Here is a 16,834-nt window from a genome sequence, read left to right on the forward strand (position 1 = left end):
TAACAATATTATTTTACATTCAATATAAATGTAATTTAATTTTTTGTCCGGAAAAAGGTGGAAGTACAAATTCACATAATTGTGTATACAATAGAATGGCTCAAAGGATCACTGACTAAGACTAAATAAATTAAAATTAAACCTCAACCACCAATAATGTTAAAGCCTTTTACTACTAAAAACGGTAGTGCTACCATCCCAATTCCCATTGTAAAGAAGGAAATAATTATTGGAAACCATAAATCTCCCACTGCTCACAGGGCCCGCAAAAGTGTCATGTTAACTGTATCAAAGAGCAGTTTCACAGCAAAAATCAGCAATAAAATAACCTCAATCGGTCATGCCACATCGCGAGATCCAAAGAGAACTAAAATTGGTCAGCTAAGAGCTACCATCATTATATTAACAATAACAGTTCCATAAATTGCTACTTTTCAACAATTTAATGCAGTTTCATAAGCACCTTGAGTATCTTGTTCACCAACTTTTCTTGCAACAAATACTGAGGTTACTGTTCCTAGAGCTTGCACAAAAGCAGAGGAAATTTGTCCAATGTTTGTGGCATTCCTGTGCAAAACAAATAAACTGTCATCATGTAGACTCCCAATTGCTGAACTTGTAAAGAAATTACAAATATTTCACACTCCCATTTCAATAGTAATCGGTAGACCTGTTTTTAAAGTTTCAATGGCATAGATTTTATTTAGCTGCTGCTTTTTATTAATTTTAAAGTCAATAAATCGCAAACACATAAACAACATATAACACATTTGAAAAATTCCAGCAATAGGTATTGTTAGTGCTGAATAAACTGGATTAATAAGTCTTGAGTATAAAATTGTATAAACCAATACTAAATTAATTGCATCTGTAATGATAGTGCCTATCATTACATGTTTGCTTTTTTTGATAGACTGCAAGCCAGCAACAAAAACTTGAGTAAATGATAATAAAATTAAATTTATATTTAAAAGTCGATAGTATTTTACTAGGAAATTAAATTTTGCAGTATCAGTCCAAGAATTATCAGTAGCCACATCATCACTTGATTCTAAAAAACGAGCTAAACCCTCACTGAAACCTTCAGTGAGAGCAAAAATCAGCCCTGTGATTGAGGCATTAATTAATAAGCCTGTCAAAATAACTTTTGACAGTTCCTCTTTTTTACCTTGCCCTAATAAATTTCCACAAACTATAATTGTTCCAGTAGAAATAAGTGAAGGGATAAATTGCAATGTGTTGTACATCACAACAGCCTTAGCAACTGGTGCTTTATAATGACCTCCATCAAAGTTATTCACTGCAATCAAGTTGATAATTGCAATTAAAATATTAAATAATAGTTGTGCAAAAATTGGCAAACCCATATTTAAAATTTCTTTAACATCATTTGCTTTATATCAAGGAGTTTGAATTTTTTGAAATGGAGCAAAATGAGCTTTACTCAATTTATAATCCAAATTAGATTTAGGATTGTCCAAGTTATTTTTATTTTCCATAATCATTTGACATATCTTGCAGATATTTTTCTAACCTTTCTAATGTTTTTTTATTTTTAATAATTGTACTTAATTCTTCTGTTGATGCTTGACGCATTCCCCCAATAGATTCAAATTTTTCATACAATTTTTTTATTGTTGTGGTGCCAATACCACTTACATTGTTTAGTATAGCATCATTTGTAAAAGCTTTGGCATAACGATTTCTAAATCCTGAAATTACAAAATTGTGAACTCGCAATTGTAGTGCTTCTAAAAATCTAAACAGTTGTGAACTTTTTTCAAGTTGAATCTTTTCTTCATTTAAACCCAGTAGATAATCTGTGCGGTGTTTATCATTTTTTACTAAACTTACCACTGGGATTTTGATTTGTAATTCTTGTAAAGCAATTTTAGCAGCCCTAACTTGTTGAATACCTCCATCCATTATAATCAAATCTGCATAGTTTTTTTGATTATTTTGATCTTTTTTGTAGCGGCGAGTAATCAATTCAATCATTCTGTGGTAATCCCCTCGTTGGTCAATATTAATATTGTATCTTCTAAAATCATTATGACTTGCAAAGCCATTTTTATATACTACCATAGCACCAGTTACAAACTCATCCATAATATTAGCAATATCATACATTTCAATTTGGTAGGGAAACACTGACAATTGTAATAGTTGTTGTAACTCAGTTAGCAATTCTTCTTTGGTTACCTCTTTATTTTTGTAGTGAATTTCTTGATATAAATATTCTTGAGCATTGCTGCTTGCTAAATCTAAAAGTCTTTGATTAATTGTTTGACTATTGTCAACAATTTTTTCTCCAAAAAATACTTGCAAATCATCACTTTCAACTTCTGAAGGAACAATAATGTAATCAGGCAAAATATTTTTTGCATAAATTTGTAAAATAAAACTTTTAAATAATTCAATGATGTCTTGTCCTTCATTTTTAATTACTTCTGTATTTTTAAAGGTCAATTTACCATTTCGATAAAACAAGACAATAAAACAAAGGTAATCTTCATATTGAAAATAATTAAAGACATCTCGATTCAACTCATCATTTAAATCTACATCTTGTTGGGTGGTTGTGAAAGATAAGTGACTAATAATTTCTTTAATTCTTTGTGCTTCTTCAAATTGCAAATTTTGAGCTGCTTGTAACATTTTTTGTTCTAACTTATCTTTCAAGTCTGTAGTTCTTCCTAAAAAAAAGTCTTTAATATTTTTAATTTGCTCTGCATAGTAACTGGGAGCAACTTCTTGAAAACAAGCACCACTACATTGGTTAATGTGTCAGTACAAGCAGGGTTTTTTTAAATTACCTTGGCATCTTCGTAAAGGATAAATTCTTTCTAAGGTTCTTAAAATATTACGAGCACTTGTTCCTTCTGGAAATGGACCAAACGAGAGCTGGTATTTACTATGATAATTTCTCACATACAAGTATTGAGGATCTTTTTCAGCAGTGATCACAATATAAGGATATTTTTTATCATCATTTAAAACAACATTGTATCTTGGTTTATACTTTTTAATTAAATTTTGTTCTAATAAGAGTGACTCTTTTTCATTAAGGGTGACAATAGTTTCAACTTTGACAATATCTCGCACTAATTTTGTAGTTTTAAAATTATGAACTTTATTAAAGTAAGAATTAACTCGCTTCTTTAAATTCTTTGCTTTCCCAACATAAATCACTTTTTGAGCAGCATTATAATAAAGATAACAACCTGGTTTTTCAGGAATAATTTTTAACTGATTTTCTATTGTCATACTTAACCCCTTATTTATAAATTAATTATAAATAAAAAAACAAATTTAAGTGGACTTAAATTTGTTTTTAATAAATTTCTTGGTTTTTTACAAAAACTTCTCTTGGTTTAGCTCCATTTTGTGGTCCAATAATACCTGCTAATTCTAATTCATCAATTATTTTGGCAGCTCTATTATAGCCAATTGAAAATCTTCGTTGAATCAAACTCGTTGAAGCTTTTTGTTCTCGAATCACATATTCTTTAATTTCATCAAACATTGGATCTTTTGCAAAACTCCCAAGTCCTTCATGAACTTCAGTTTCAGTTTTTAAGAATTCTTCATCAAAAATTTGTTCTTGTTGTCTTGAAACAAAATCAACTAGGTTGTGAATTTCTTCATCACTAATAAAAGCACCTTGGGCACGAACTAATGTATTTGAACCTGGGAATTGGAAAAGTAAATCTCCTCTTCCATTTAATTTTTCAGCCCCTCCACTATCTAAAATAGTTCTAGAATCAATTGATGAAGCTACTGCAAAACTAATTCTGGTTGGAATATTGGTTTTAATCACACCAGTAATAACATCTGTTGAAGGTCTTTGTGTTGCTACAATCAAGTGAATTCCAGCAGCACGAGCCATCTGGGTTAATCGCATAATTGAGTCTTCCACATCTTTTTTGTTTCCAGTCATCATCAAGTCAGCTAATTCATCAATGACAATAACATAATATGGTAACTGTTTTCTTGGATCTGAAACTTTTGAGTTATAACCACTCATATTTTTTACTCCAAATTTTTCAAATAAAACATAACGTCTATCCATTTCATTAACAACTTTTTTAAGAGCACTATTTGCCTGAGCCATATCACTAATTACTGGTGCTAAAAGGTGTGGAATTGGAGCATAGACTGCTAATTCAACTTTTTTTGGATCAATCATTAAAAATTTAACTTCATGAGGTTTTGCTCTCATCAAGATTGAACAAATAATGGCATTAATCATTACTGATTTACCACTCCCAGTTGAACCTGCCACTAGTAAATGGGGTGCTTTATCAAGTTCTGTAAAAACTACCTCGCCTAAGACATTTTTTCCAATCCCAAAAAATAGTTTTGCATTCATTTTGTTAAAAGGAATACGTTCTAGCACTGCTTTTAGTGGGACATCAGTTGGATTGTCATTTGGGACTTCAATACCAATTGCAGCTTTTCCTTGAATTGGAGCTTCAATTAAGACATTTTTAGTTGCTAGTTTAAATTTTAAATCATTTTCTAAACTAGTAATAGCATTAACTTTGGTTCCTGGTTCAGGTAAAACTTCAAACTTTGTTACACTTGGTCCCACATTAATTTTTGCAACTTTGGCATTAACTCCAAACTGTTGAAAAACTTCATTAATGTCTTTGGCTTTTTTATTGGCAACACTATTGGCTAAATCAATGCTTTTTTGATCAATATCAATTTCATTTAATAAATCATCTGATGGTAACAAATAATTTTTATTAACAAAGACTTCTTTTTCTAACTGATTAACCTGGTTAACTTGTCTTGTTGTGTGACTTGGTATGGGTTGAAAACCATTATTTTGTAAAATCATGGTTTTTGAAAAAGTATCTTCAATTGGATTAACATACTCATCAAATTGCTTACGTTTTGCTTCACGAATTTGTTTTTCATTTTCACTTTGTTCAATCATTTGTTCAATAGTAATTTGTTTGGCATTTTCTGTAGCTTTTAAATCATTAACCATTTCTATGGTTTTACCTCCAGCTCCATATGGGGTAATATTGCGTTCAAAATCATAGCGCTTTTGAGCTTCTTCTTGACTCATGTCCTTACCAATAAGGGCATCACCAATATATTCATCTTTAAATTCAAACTTATTTGGATTTGCTTCATCATAATTTACAGTTTGCTTTTCAGAATAACGTTTTGGAACAAACATTTGGGGTTGGTTGGGATTATTAAAGTCAACATTAACTGGGTTTTCATAAATATTTGGGGTTGGTTGGGGTTGGTAATTGTTTTGTTCAGTTTGAGTTTCATAAATACTTTGATTTGCTTGTCTATAAATTGGGTCAACTCCCTGATTGTTTTGAGTTGGTTTTTGATCCACCCCAACATTAATATAGCCCCTTGGACCCACTTGATAGTTTCTTTCTTGTTGGTAATTTTGGGGATAATCAGTTGTGATTTGCGGATTTTCTGGAACCTTAAACTCACCATTGTAAAAATCACTTGGTTTTTCAACATAAAAATTTTCATTTTTAGCTGCTTTAACAAAGCTTGGTAATTCAATTGTAATATCTGAATCTCTCATACTTTGAATTATGGCATTATCATTAATACCACCTTGTTCACTTAAAGTCATTGATTGAATAAATGAACCAAAACCTTTTTTCCTTTTTTTCTCTTTTTTTTCTTTTTTATTTAAAACCTGTTGATTAAGATTTGCATTTTGGTAATTGGTTGATTTGCTTTTTAGTGAAAGAATTCTCAAACGTTTTGGTTTCCTTTTATTTTTTGGTTTAAATAAATAAAAAGGATCTCCTGTAAAAATTCAAATCATGTTGATAAAAAAACCAATGACAGCTAAAGCTAAACCTCCAAAAATAGATAAATAGGCACTGATTCCTGCTAAAAGAGCCCCAATCATTCCGCCACCAGCAAAAGGAGTGATGTAGTTTTCTTTTGGTGAAATTAACCAGTTTTGTGTTTGACCATTAAAGACTGAATGATTTTTTCAATCTTCTCAAAACCAAGAAACTGTATCTTTGAAAATAGTTTTGGTAAAAATATCTACTGTCCGATCAGTTGCATTATAAGAATAATGAATGATAATTAACATTATGGCTGAAATGATTCAACATAAAACTACTCAGGTTATAAAAAGCATTGCTAGAAATCTTTTTTTGGGTTTAAACTTAATTCCAAAATAAATGGCAAAGTCAATTATGAAAAATAGCAAGTATAAAAAATATTTAAACCAACCAAATGGTAAAGTAAAAATAACGTCATCTAAAAATTGACCAATTATAGTAATTCTTGCTAAAGAAATAACATTTAAAAAGAAAATCACCAATCCTGCAACAATTCAGAGTACAGAATCTGGTCGACGTTCTTTTTTTTCTATTTTAAAAGCCTTTGTCCTGTTGTTGTCATCCTCAGGGGCTATATTAAAATTTTCATAATCTTGCATATGTCCCACCCTATCATTTATGTTTTTTAGTTTATGCCCTTTATCTATTATTTTAATATAAATTCATTCTTTTTCATAGCATTTTACAAATATAGTTTATTTTAGTTTTATCAAAAAAGTCTAGAAAACAAGTGTTTGTTTTTCTTTTAATATTTTTACAAATTTGTTAAAGTTCTTAAGACTACATTATCTTAGAACCAAATTTTCTTCATAAAAAACAAAAGTCGAAATCATGTTTTTTTAAACTATGAGCCACTACCAAGTAATAAATTCAAGCTAACAAATAACCAACTATTGGGATTATTGAAAATAAAACAAGAACAGTTCTATTTTTGTTTTTAAAAATCTCCTCAGTCTGACTCAATTTTTTAGTTAATTTATTAAGTGTCACACAAAACCAAATAGCTTCTCCCATAATAATTAAAATAAAAAATATAAAAGCAATTCATAAAATAACTTTAATTTCATTTATTCAACTAAACCTATCTGAAAATTTATAAAAAATGCCTGTTGAAATTAATCCTAGAAATAAAAACTGAATGAAGCCAAAGAAAATGTAACAAAAGAAAACACTACTATCAATTTTTTTAGCATCAATATCACTCTCTTCATAGACCATAACTGGTATTAAAAATAAAAGTGGATATAAAATATACTCCATTAATCATCACCTCATAAAATTATTATAACATAACAAGTTTTTTAAATGAGAAACAGGCAAAACTTAAAATAGACATAGAAAAATCTCACATGTTAAATATGAGATCATTTGAGTTTCTATTTAGTACGACTTAGCTTTGGTTCATAAAATGAACTCAAACTAATTTCATTAATAATTACTAAAACTATTGGTTGTTTACCTGTATCTTGTTTAATTGTTGTTCTGATTCTTGAAACAATCTCTTTTTTAATTTCTGCTAAATCATAAGCATTTGGGTTTAACTTACCGTCAACTTTAGCTCTTTCTAAAATATCGGTAATTTGCTTTTGCATCAATTTGAAAATTGGGTTATCTTCTTGAATATAAATAACTCCACGCATTTGAATATCAATCAAAGAAACTAGTTCTTTTGTTTTGTCATCAATATTTGCTCCAATAATTACTGCTCCATCAGTTGCCAGTTGTTTTCTTTCATTTAAAACAATTGCTCCAATATCACCAACCCCGATACCATCAACATAAATATCTGCTGTTTTAACAACTTCACTTGAAATTACCAATTTTTCATCATTGGTAAATTTCAAGACTTGACCATTATTAACTAACTGAATATTTCTTGGTTCTACTCCTGCTTCTAAAGCAGCTTTTTCTGCCATTAAAAAGTCCTTGTAAAGTCCTTTAATTGGAATAAAACATTTTGGTTTCATAATTCTAGTCATTAATTTAATATCTTCATAACTTGCTCGCATTGATCAAATATTTCGATCACTTAGTGAGACTAATTTTGCAGGGGTTCGGGCAAGTTCATCAAGTACTTCTGCATGTCTTTTCTCAACTCCAGCTGCAGGAGGAGTTGCTAAAACAATAATATCATTTTCTGTAAATTCAACATTATCATCATTACCTGATGCTATTTTTGCTAATCTTGAATATAGTAAATCACCAGCTCCAGTTAGAATTAAAATACCATCAGTTGATTTGTTAAATTCTGAAACTTCAACAATATCTGCTGGTTTTAAACCAAGAGCATCTTGGATGATTTTTGATTCAACAACCTTGGTTAAAGTTTTACCATAAATTGAGATTTTACGTCCTTGTTCTTTTGCTTGTAAAACAATTTCAAAGAATTTAAAAACATTTTCTTCAAACATTCCAATAACTAGACGTTTTTTCATATCTTTCATTGGTCCCACAATAAATTTATCAATGCGATGATTTGGGACTGTGTAGCCAATTCTTGAGGCATATTCTGAATCACTAATTAACGCTAAAACACCTTTTTTTGAAATGTCTGATAAGTGATTCAGGTCAGTTGAAAATCATGATTGTTCATTACCATCAATGATGTAGTCTCCTGCATAAACTATTGTTCCAGATTCAGTATGTAAAGCAAACCCAAAAGTTGATGGGAAACTTGCTGTGGTGCGAAAAACTTCCACTTTATTTTTACCAAAATCAATAATATCTTTATCGTTAACTACTTTAAAGTTGTTTTCACGATTTTTTATACGATACTTCATATTTCGATACTTTAAAATTGTGGTTGTCAATTTATTGCAGTAAACTGGTGCATCAATTTCTCTTAAAATATAACTAACTGCTCCTGCATTTTGACTACTTGGATTCGATAAAAAAATTCCTTTTACTTTTTTTGCATTTGCTTTCAAGTAATCAAAGCTAGGAATAACTACATCAATTCCTAAAATACTTCTTTCTGGAAACTTAATTCCAGCATCAAAAACAAATAATTCATCATCAACACTGATGACAAAGGTGTTTTTACCACGCTCATCTTGGCCTCCAAGTGCTACAAATTTTATTTCTGCCATTTTCTATAATACTCCTTTTATTGATTTTTATTTTTATATATTTCTAGTCACGCTTATTCAGTTTGTGACCGGTTTTTTTCAGATACAGATAACTATATTATAGTTGAAATTCACTCAAAAATACTAGGTTTTGATATAAAGTTGAAAACTTATAAGGGTGGGAATTAAGCAGAGGTAGTGGTTTTTTTAAAAAAATTCTAAATAGTCTTATATCTTGCGGAGAAATATTTTATAATTATAATAATATAGAAGTGAGGATGATGTTATGAAATCAATTAGTGCTGAGGAATTTAACCATATCAAAGATGAAGTACTCATTTTAGATGTTCGTTCTGCAATTGAATACAAAACCCTACCAAAAATTCCTGGATCAATCAATGTTGAAATTGATGAATTGTTGAGCAATTACCAAAATATTTTAAAAGACCACACCAGTAGTGTTATTGTAACAGTTTGCAATGCAGGAAACCGTAGTGGTCAAGCTGCAGAATTCTTAAATCGCCATGGCTACAATGCTTTTGTGCTGCGAGGTGGAATTTATGGTTACAAACATAAGTTTAAATTGTAAAAGGTCTAATAAACCTTTTTTATTTTAAAGGTCTTTTATATCTTTTGCTAGTCTTTTGTAAAAATTTGTTAAATTAAAACCTTTTACCATCAAACTCAATTGGTTGTCTTTTCAAGTTACTTTGACACCAATTCTTTTAAGGTATTTTTCATTAACTAAATTTACTGCAAAAACTGAAATTCACTCATTTTCCACTTCTTTGATATTTTGAATTGTTCCCAAACCTTGCAAAACATGTTCATAAGTAAAACTGTGTTTAAAATTAAGGTTATTTTTTCTTTTAAAAATTGTTGTGATTGATTTTGAAGTAGTCATGTAAATTAAAAAAACAATAGCTAAAATTATTGCTAAGATTCCTAAAACACTTCACAACATACTCCCCATTATTCAATAACCTCTTTATCTTTAATAAAAATTTCACGTAAAACCTGGATTTCACTTTTATAATCATGGTTTTTTAAACTCAAGATATTAATTTTTTTATCACTGATTTTTATTGTCAATTCTTTCCCCATGATTTTTCTTTCCTGAGTATCGCATAAAAGAGTTTCAGTTAGGGAACTTAACTCTAATTTTAACTTAACATCATTATTTAAAATCAGAGGTGCATTTAAAGTGCGATATTTATTGGTACTTACAGGAACCAGTTCTTGTAATTGATAAATCTTGGCATTTTTTGGAAAAATAACAGCTCCACCTGTTGATTTCATATAACCTGTGCTACCATTGGCAGTGGAAATAACCAAACCAGTGCCATGAAAGGTTTCAAAAAACTCATCATTTAAAAAAATCTTAATGTAAACTAGATTTTTTTCATTTAAAATCTTAACCTCATTACAACAATAATGGACTTGATTTTTGTTGCTAATTTCTAAAACTTCATAGGTGCTTAATTGCATTTGTTGGTTTTTGATAGCAGCAATAATTTTTTGAATATCTTGAATATTGTTTCGATTAGTATAAAAACCAATCCCTCCAGATTTAAATGGTATAAATTTGACTTGATCTAAACAATTTTGAAACAAGTGCACTGCTTTTAAGAAAGTTCCATCTCCACCAATGACAAAAACATAATCTGGATTCTTGTCATCAAGAAGATTACCTTGTTCTAACAGCTGCTTTTCTAGTTCTGCAATCAGTTTAGCAGTCACTTTATAATCATTTTTAACAATGAAAAATTTAAACATTTCTCTACCTCTTAACTATTATATTTTACAACAGATTAACTAGACTGAGTGATATTTTTTATTTCCCAGTAGTTTTTAGCACTATTTTACCCAACCACAACTAAAAAATTGTATAATTATTTTGTTAAAATCTTTTAAAGGAGAACTATTATGGAGAAAAAAAGAATGCTCTCAGGAATTACCACCACTGGTCAATTGACCCTAGGTAATTATATTGGGGCTTTACGCAATTTTGTTAATCTACAAGATGAGTTTGAAATGTTTGTTTTTATTGCAAATTTGCATGGCATTACTACACCAATTGCCAAAGATACATTAAGAAATAATATTAAAAGTATGGTGGCTTTATATTTTGCTTGCGGTTTAGACCCCAATAAAGCTACAGTGTTTTTACAAAGTGATGTTTTAGAACACACTCAATTGGCATGAATTTTACAATGTCATACTACTTTGGGTGAATTACAAAGAATGACCCAATTTAAGGATAAATCAACAAAAGTCAAAGCAGAAAATGGAACTGAATTTATTCCCACAGGAATTTTAACTTATCCAACCCTAATGGCTGCAGATATTTTATTATATGATCCTGAATTTGTTCCTGTGGGTAAAGATCAAAAACAACATGTTGAATTGACTAGAAACATTGCTGAACGTTTGAATAATAAATTTGGCACAATGTTTGCTATTCCTCAAGATTACACTCCAAAAGTAGGTTCAAAAATAATGGATTTACAAGATCCTAGCAAAAAAATGTCAAAATCAAGTACTAATCCCAAATCATTTATTTGGTTACTTGATGATTTAAATATTGTTCGCAATAAAATTAAAGCAGCAGTTACAGACAGTGAAAATCTTATTAAATATGACCCAGAAAACAAACCTGGGGTTAGTAATTTATTAACAATTTATGCTGCTTTAACTGAAAAACCAATGTCAGAGGTTGAAAAGTTCTTTTCAAACCAAGATTATGGTGTCTTAAAAGCAGAAGTAAGTGAAGTTGTAGTGACATTATTGTCAAAAATCCAAGAAAAATACCATCAACTTTATAATTCTCAACAACTTGAAGAGTGATTAGAACTTGGTGCCAAAAAGGCTCGTCATATTGCTCAAAAGAAAATGACCAAAGTTTTAAACCTAACAGGTTTAAACTACAAGCGAAAATAAAAATGAGTAAACCTTAGTTATTGTAACTAAGCTACTCATTTTTTTAAATTTTTATTGTTCTTTAAATGCTTCTTCATCAAATTTTCAAATTTGACTCTTAATTTTTTTAAGAACTTTTGAATTATCAGATTTTGCTTTATATTCCAAACAATAAGGATGAATAGCCACAAAGTTACTGCTGATTAATTCTGGTTTTTTTGCATTAATTAAATCAATGACTCAACCAAGTTCACCAATTTCTTGGTGATTAAATTTTTCTTGCAACATATGAAATTTACAAATATAGCACATTCTCACTAATTCTGGTTCTTTATTAATCAAAATTGGTGCATTTTCTCAAGCTTGTAAAATGTCAGCAGCACTAAATTCTACAGAATTATCACTCAATAACTTTGCCATCTTTTTTCCTCAGGTTTCTAAAAATGCAAGAATCAAAATTCTTGCACTATAATAAATCTATTTTTTTGAAGCTAATGCTTTTTTACTTACTTCAACAATTTGAGAGAACTGTTGAGGTTCATGAATTGCTAATTCTGATAACATTTTTCTGTTCATTTCAATATTTGCTTTTTTTAAACCATTCATAAATTTTGAATAACTTAATCCTAGTGGTCTAACTGCTGCATTGATACGTACAATTCATAATTTTCTAAAGTCACGTTTTCTTAATTTACGTCCTACAAATGCATAATGCATTGAACGAACTACTTGCTCATGGGCTTTTTTGTAGTTAGCTTTTTTAGTTCCATAGTAACCTTTTGCTCTTTTAATTCAACGTTTTCTTCTTGCTCTTGTTACTTTACCAAATTTTACTCTTGCCATTTTTTCCTACCTGCTTTCTTTAATTAGAATTGTAATAATCCTTTTAGTCTTTTCATATCTCCATCTGAAATGAATCTTGCTTTTTTCAATTGTCTTTTTTGCTTAGTTGATTTATTTTGTGCTAAATGTGAACGATAAGCACAACCTCTTTTAAGTTTTCCACTACCAGTTTTTTTAACTCTTTTAGCTAAAGAACTTTTTGTTTTCATTTTCGGCATAATATCTCTCCTTTTTCTTGCTAACTAACCTTTTTTGGGCACTACATACATATCTAAGAAACGGGTATTTAACTTTGCTTCTTTTTCGATTTTTGCTATATCTTCAATTTTTGAATAGAATTTTTTTAATGTTTCCAGTCCAAATTCTTGGAAGGCAATTTCTCTTCCTTTAAACTTCAATGATATTTTCAATCTATCACCAGCTTCTAAAAATTCTCTGGCTTTTCTGGCTTTAGTTTCAAGGTCATGATCCCCAATCCCTACTGTTAGTCTAATTTCTTTGTTTTCAACCTTAACTTGATTTTTTTTGTTTTCTCTAAGTTTACGTTTTTGTTCATACTTAAATTTTCCATAATCAAGAATTTTAGCAATTGCAGTGTTTTTATCTTGCATTCCAACTTGAAATAGGTCTAATCCTTCATCTTCAGCCATTTTTATTGCTTCAAATTTATTTAATGGACCAACTTTGGTTCCATCATCATTTATAACTAAAATCTGTCTTGCTCTAATTTCACGATTAACAAATTCTGTTTTTGTATTTTTGTTTTCTAACGCCATTTTTCCTCCAAAATAAAAGTGTGCCTTAAAAGGTTAAGAGCACACATAAATTATTCATTAATTTACCTAAAATAATTGGTAAAAACAAATTCAAATTAACCGTTTTCCATAAGTGACGGTGAGCTGTGCGCTTCTTCTTTTAAACAAAATAATTATATACCAATTTTTTAGAAAAATACAAATTTTTTTAACTTTTAAAAACTCCCTAGCAAAAAAAGTGGAGTATTCCACTTTTTTGACCTTTATCTAATTTATAGCTTACATTTCATTAATTACTTCAATACCAACTAAATCAAAGGCATTTGCCAAAACTTGGTAAATTGCACTCACTAATTGCACTCTTTGTTTAGTTAATTTTTCATCTGCAATATCAAAGAATTTTACATCAGCATAATATGAGTGAAATCTTTTTGCTAGGTTTTGAATAAAATCACAAATTATATTTGGTAATCTTGAACTTGCTGCATATTCCACTGTTTTATTAAATGAATCTAATAAAATTAGAAGTTGTCTTTCTTTAACACTTGTTAATAAATCAAAACTAATTTTTTCATCATATAAACCATCAGCTTTGGCTTTATTAATGATTTTACTACATCTTGCAGTTGCATATTGAGCATAGTAAACTGGATTGGTGCTGTTTTTTTGCACTGCTACATCTAAATCAAAGTCCATATGACTTGATGGAGTTTTTGAAACTAACATGTATCTAATTGAATCTTTCCCCACCATTTCCATTAAGTCAATTAATCAAACAGCAGTTCCTTTTCTTTTTGACATTTTATACTCTTGGCCATCTTTCATTAGTCTAACCATCTGAATCATATCAATATCTAATAAACCAAGTTTGTGACCCAATAATGCTAATCCAGCATTCATTCTAATAATGTAACCATGGTGATCTCCACCTCAGAAGTTAATGTATTTATCTGATTTACTTCTGTTAAATCTAATATTATGACAAGCTAAATCAGGAGTTATGTAAGTAAAATCTCCATTAGATTTTACTAAAACTCTATCTTTGTCGTCCCCAAATTCTGTGGTTTTTAATCAAATAGCTCCATCTTTATCATAGGCTTTACCTAATTTTTTATAGATTGCTAACATATCTTCAATTGCATGATTGCTGTACATTTCAGCTTCACTAGTATACAAGTCAATTTGTACTCCTAAATCAATTAATTGTTGTTTGATTTCTTTCATAAATAAAGTGATAGATTTTTGTTTAAAAATTTCATGAACTTCTGGATCTGAAATTTTGTTTTCAACAATATCTAAATCTTGATATTTATCACCATATTCATCAATCAATTTCTTGGCAACTTCAGCATACATGTCCCCACCATACATTTCTTCTGGTTTGGTTACTTCTTTGCCCAACAATTGTTTGTAGTGGTAAAACAAAGTTGAAGCAGCAATGTTAATTTGATTTCCAGCATCATTAGTGTAGTATTCAGTTTCTACTTCATAACCTGCAAACCTTAAAATTCTTGCCACTGAATCTCCAATGGCTCCATTTCTAGCATGACCAATATGTAAATATCCAGTTGGGTTAGCTGAAACTAACTCTAAATTATATTTATATTTTTTTGGTTGAGATTTCCCATAGTTTTGTTTTTTTGCTATCACTTCACTCAAAATATCTTTAAATAAAGCATCATTTAATTTCATATTAATGAATCCAGGACCAGCAATATCAACACTTGAGAAAATATCTAAGTTACGTAAGTCATTCACCACCAACTGAGCAAGATCTCTAGGGTTCTTGCTGTTTAATTTTGAATTAATCATGGCAAAATTAGTTGCAAAATCACCATTGTTTTCTTCTCTTGGTTTTTCAATTAAAACCTCTCCTTGGAGCTTATGCTTCTTTTTTATTTCTTCAAATGCTGAAGTTATTTTTTCTACTAATAAACTCATTTTATTTTCTCCTTTACAAATTTATTATAACCACTAATTGTTTAACTGCTAATTTTTTTTCAAAAAAATTTCTTAGAATATATTTTATAAACAAAAAGTTTTTTTGGAAATCCGTTGCTTTTTAATAGATTTAGGTATTTAATTAATTTGTAGGCACCAAGTGAAAGGAGTGCCTCAAAATATCCCTACAACCAAAAAACTTAGTTAAAAAGTTTACAACTGAATAAGATAGCAATTCTAATTGTTACAAAGGAGAAAAAAATATGAGCAAAATAAATGTTTTTTCAGAGATTGAACCTCTAGAAGTGGTTCTCTTACATAGACCCGGAAAAGAAGTCGAAAGTTTAACTCCAGATCTATTAGAAAGGTTGCTATTTGATGACATTCCTTTCTTAAAAGTAGCTCAAGCTGAGCATGATGCTTTTGCAAAACACTTAACAGACAATGGTGTTAAAGTTTTATACATTGAAAAACTTGTAGCAGAAACATTAGACCAAAATCCAAATTTGCGTGAAAAATTTGTTGATCAATTTATAAGTGAAGCTAACATTGAAAGTAAATGAGCAGCTCGTTATAAAGAATTTTTAATGAGAATGGATAACCAAACAATGGTTAATGAAATGATTGGTGGTACTAAAAAAATAGATTTAGACCCTAAAGATAAATCAGATTATCCATTTATTGCAGATCCACTGCCAAATATTCTCTTTCAAAGAGATCCATTTGCATCAGTTGGAGAAGGAATTATTTTAAACAGAATGTGAAGTGTCACAAGAAATCGTGAAACACTCTTCCCAAACTTTGTTTTCCACAACCACAAAGACTTTGCAGGGGACTTATTTTTCTGATATGACCGTGATGAAACTCACCCAATTGAAGGTGGTGACGTACTAGTACTTAATGATAATACACTAATTATAGGTATTTCACAACGTACTGAACTAGAAGCTGTTAAAAAAATGGCAGAGCGCTTATTTGCCAACAGCAATTACCAAAAAATCTTAGCAATTGACTTGCCAAAAACTCGTAGCTTTATGCATTTAGACACAGTCTTTACAAATATTGACTATGACAAATTCATTGTCCACCCATTAATTTTTGACAATATTGATGCTTTTAAACTACATGAAATTACTCGTGAAGGAATCAAAGACATTAATAAAGGTTTAATTGATGTACTTGGAGAACTAACAGGTAAAAAAGTTACTTTAATCAAATGTGGAGGAGAAGATCCTATTGCTGCAGGTCGGGAACAATGAAACGATGGAACCAATGTTCTAACCATTGCCCCAGGGAAAGTTATAGCTTATGACCGTAACTGAGTGACAATTGATCTACTAAAAAAAGCAGGAGTTGAAGTATTACTAATGCCAAGTAGTGAACTTTCAAGAGGACGTGGTGGACCTAGATGTATGTCAATGCCACTTGTTAGAAAACACAAAAAATAATAATTATAAAG

Annotated in this window: 15 protein-coding genes; 3 read left to right on the forward strand and 12 right to left on the reverse strand. The window is 29.7% G+C overall.

The features are described from left to right. Positions 1-35 precede the first annotated feature (35 nt). The 5 genes from SCLAR_RS05590 to SCLAR_RS05610 all read right to left on the reverse strand — a co-directional run bounded on the left by SCLAR_RS05590 (position 36) and on the right by SCLAR_RS05610 (position 8,938). Complete coding sequence (locus tag SCLAR_RS05590) at positions 36-1,499, reverse strand: MATE family efflux transporter (protein WP_157795163.1); 1,464 nt, start codon at positions 1,497-1,499, stop codon at positions 36-38. After that, on the reverse strand, positions 1,489-3,267 hold the full coding sequence (gene uvrC / locus SCLAR_RS05595; RefSeq protein WP_100254950.1) for an excinuclease ABC subunit UvrC: 1,779 nt from the start codon (positions 3,265-3,267) through the stop codon (positions 1,489-1,491). The genes SCLAR_RS05590 and uvrC overlap by 11 nt, the downstream gene beginning before the upstream one ends. A 67-nt stretch (positions 3,268-3,334) precedes the next feature. Then, positions 3,335-6,448, reverse strand: coding sequence for a DNA translocase FtsK (locus tag SCLAR_RS05600; RefSeq protein ID WP_244900137.1), 3,114 nt, complete (start codon positions 6,446-6,448; stop codon positions 3,335-3,337). 181 nt (positions 6,449-6,629) lie between these two features. Continuing rightward, positions 6,630-7,109, reverse strand: coding sequence for a hypothetical protein (locus SCLAR_RS05605; protein ID WP_100254951.1), 480 nt, complete (start codon positions 7,107-7,109; stop codon positions 6,630-6,632). 116 nt (positions 7,110-7,225) lie between these two features. Next, positions 7,226-8,938 (reverse strand): ribonuclease J, encoded by a 1,713-nt coding sequence (locus SCLAR_RS05610; protein WP_100254952.1) that lies wholly within the window; start codon positions 8,936-8,938, stop codon positions 7,226-7,228. Positions 8,939-9,203: 265 nt separating this feature from the next. Here SCLAR_RS05610 and SCLAR_RS05615 point away from each other — a divergent pair, with 265 nt between their 5' ends. Further along, the gene (locus SCLAR_RS05615) at positions 9,204-9,506 is read left to right on the forward strand and encodes a rhodanese-like domain-containing protein (RefSeq protein ID WP_100254953.1); all 303 of its coding nucleotides are present in this window, start codon (positions 9,204-9,206) and stop codon (positions 9,504-9,506) included. A 24-nt stretch (positions 9,507-9,530) separates the two neighbouring features. Here the strand turns inward: SCLAR_RS05615 and SCLAR_RS05620 are convergent, their stop codons facing one another. Together SCLAR_RS05620 and SCLAR_RS05625 are read right to left on the reverse strand one after the other, a co-directional pair. Beyond that, positions 9,531-9,890 (reverse strand): hypothetical protein, encoded by a 360-nt coding sequence (locus tag SCLAR_RS05620; protein WP_100254954.1) that lies wholly within the window; start codon positions 9,888-9,890, stop codon positions 9,531-9,533. Continuing rightward, positions 9,890-10,693: an NAD(+)/NADH kinase gene (locus SCLAR_RS05625; RefSeq protein ID WP_100254955.1), complete on the reverse strand. Its 804-nt coding sequence runs from the start codon at positions 10,691-10,693 to the stop codon at positions 9,890-9,892. Before SCLAR_RS05625 ends, SCLAR_RS05620 begins: the two co-directional genes overlap by 1 nt. 150 nt (positions 10,694-10,843) lie before the next feature. Between SCLAR_RS05625 and trpS the strand changes: the two genes are divergently transcribed. Beyond that, positions 10,844-11,857, forward strand: coding sequence for a tryptophan--tRNA ligase (gene trpS / locus SCLAR_RS05630; RefSeq protein WP_100254956.1), 1,014 nt, complete (start codon positions 10,844-10,846; stop codon positions 11,855-11,857). Between the two features lie 51 nt (positions 11,858-11,908). On the opposite strand, the gene SCLAR_RS05635 is transcribed toward trpS, so the two are convergent. From SCLAR_RS05635 to argS, 5 genes are all read right to left on the reverse strand, one after another. Continuing rightward, positions 11,909-12,256, reverse strand: a complete 348-nt coding sequence (locus SCLAR_RS05635; RefSeq protein WP_100254957.1) for a hypothetical protein — start codon at positions 12,254-12,256, stop codon at positions 11,909-11,911. A gap of 57 nt (positions 12,257-12,313) precedes the next feature. Continuing rightward, positions 12,314-12,679 carry a 50S ribosomal protein L20 gene (gene rplT, locus SCLAR_RS05640; protein WP_100254958.1) on the reverse strand — a complete coding sequence of 122 codons (366 nt, stop codon included), beginning with the start codon at positions 12,677-12,679 and terminating at the stop codon, positions 12,314-12,316. Between the two features lie 23 nt (positions 12,680-12,702). After that, positions 12,703-12,897, reverse strand: a complete 195-nt coding sequence (gene rpmI / locus SCLAR_RS05645) for a 50S ribosomal protein L35 (RefSeq protein WP_100254959.1) — start codon at positions 12,895-12,897, stop codon at positions 12,703-12,705. A gap of 24 nt (positions 12,898-12,921) precedes the next feature. Beyond that, the gene (gene infC / locus SCLAR_RS05650; protein ID WP_100254960.1) at positions 12,922-13,455 is read right to left on the reverse strand and encodes a translation initiation factor IF-3; all 534 of its coding nucleotides are present in this window, start codon (positions 13,453-13,455) and stop codon (positions 12,922-12,924) included. A 258-nt stretch (positions 13,456-13,713) separates the two neighbouring features. Next, positions 13,714-15,375: an arginine--tRNA ligase gene (gene argS, locus SCLAR_RS05655; protein WP_100254961.1), complete on the reverse strand. Its 1,662-nt coding sequence runs from the start codon at positions 15,373-15,375 to the stop codon at positions 13,714-13,716. A gap of 263 nt (positions 15,376-15,638) precedes the next feature. Between argS and SCLAR_RS05660 the strand changes: the two genes are divergently transcribed. Continuing rightward, positions 15,639-16,823, forward strand: coding sequence for an arginine deiminase (locus SCLAR_RS05660; protein ID WP_100254962.1), 1,185 nt, complete (start codon positions 15,639-15,641; stop codon positions 16,821-16,823). Positions 16,824-16,834 lie beyond the last annotated feature (11 nt).

Source organism: Spiroplasma clarkii, assembly GCF_002795265.1.
Classification (GTDB): Bacteria; Bacillota_I; Bacilli_A; order Mycoplasmatales; family Mycoplasmataceae; genus Spiroplasma_A; species Spiroplasma_A clarkii.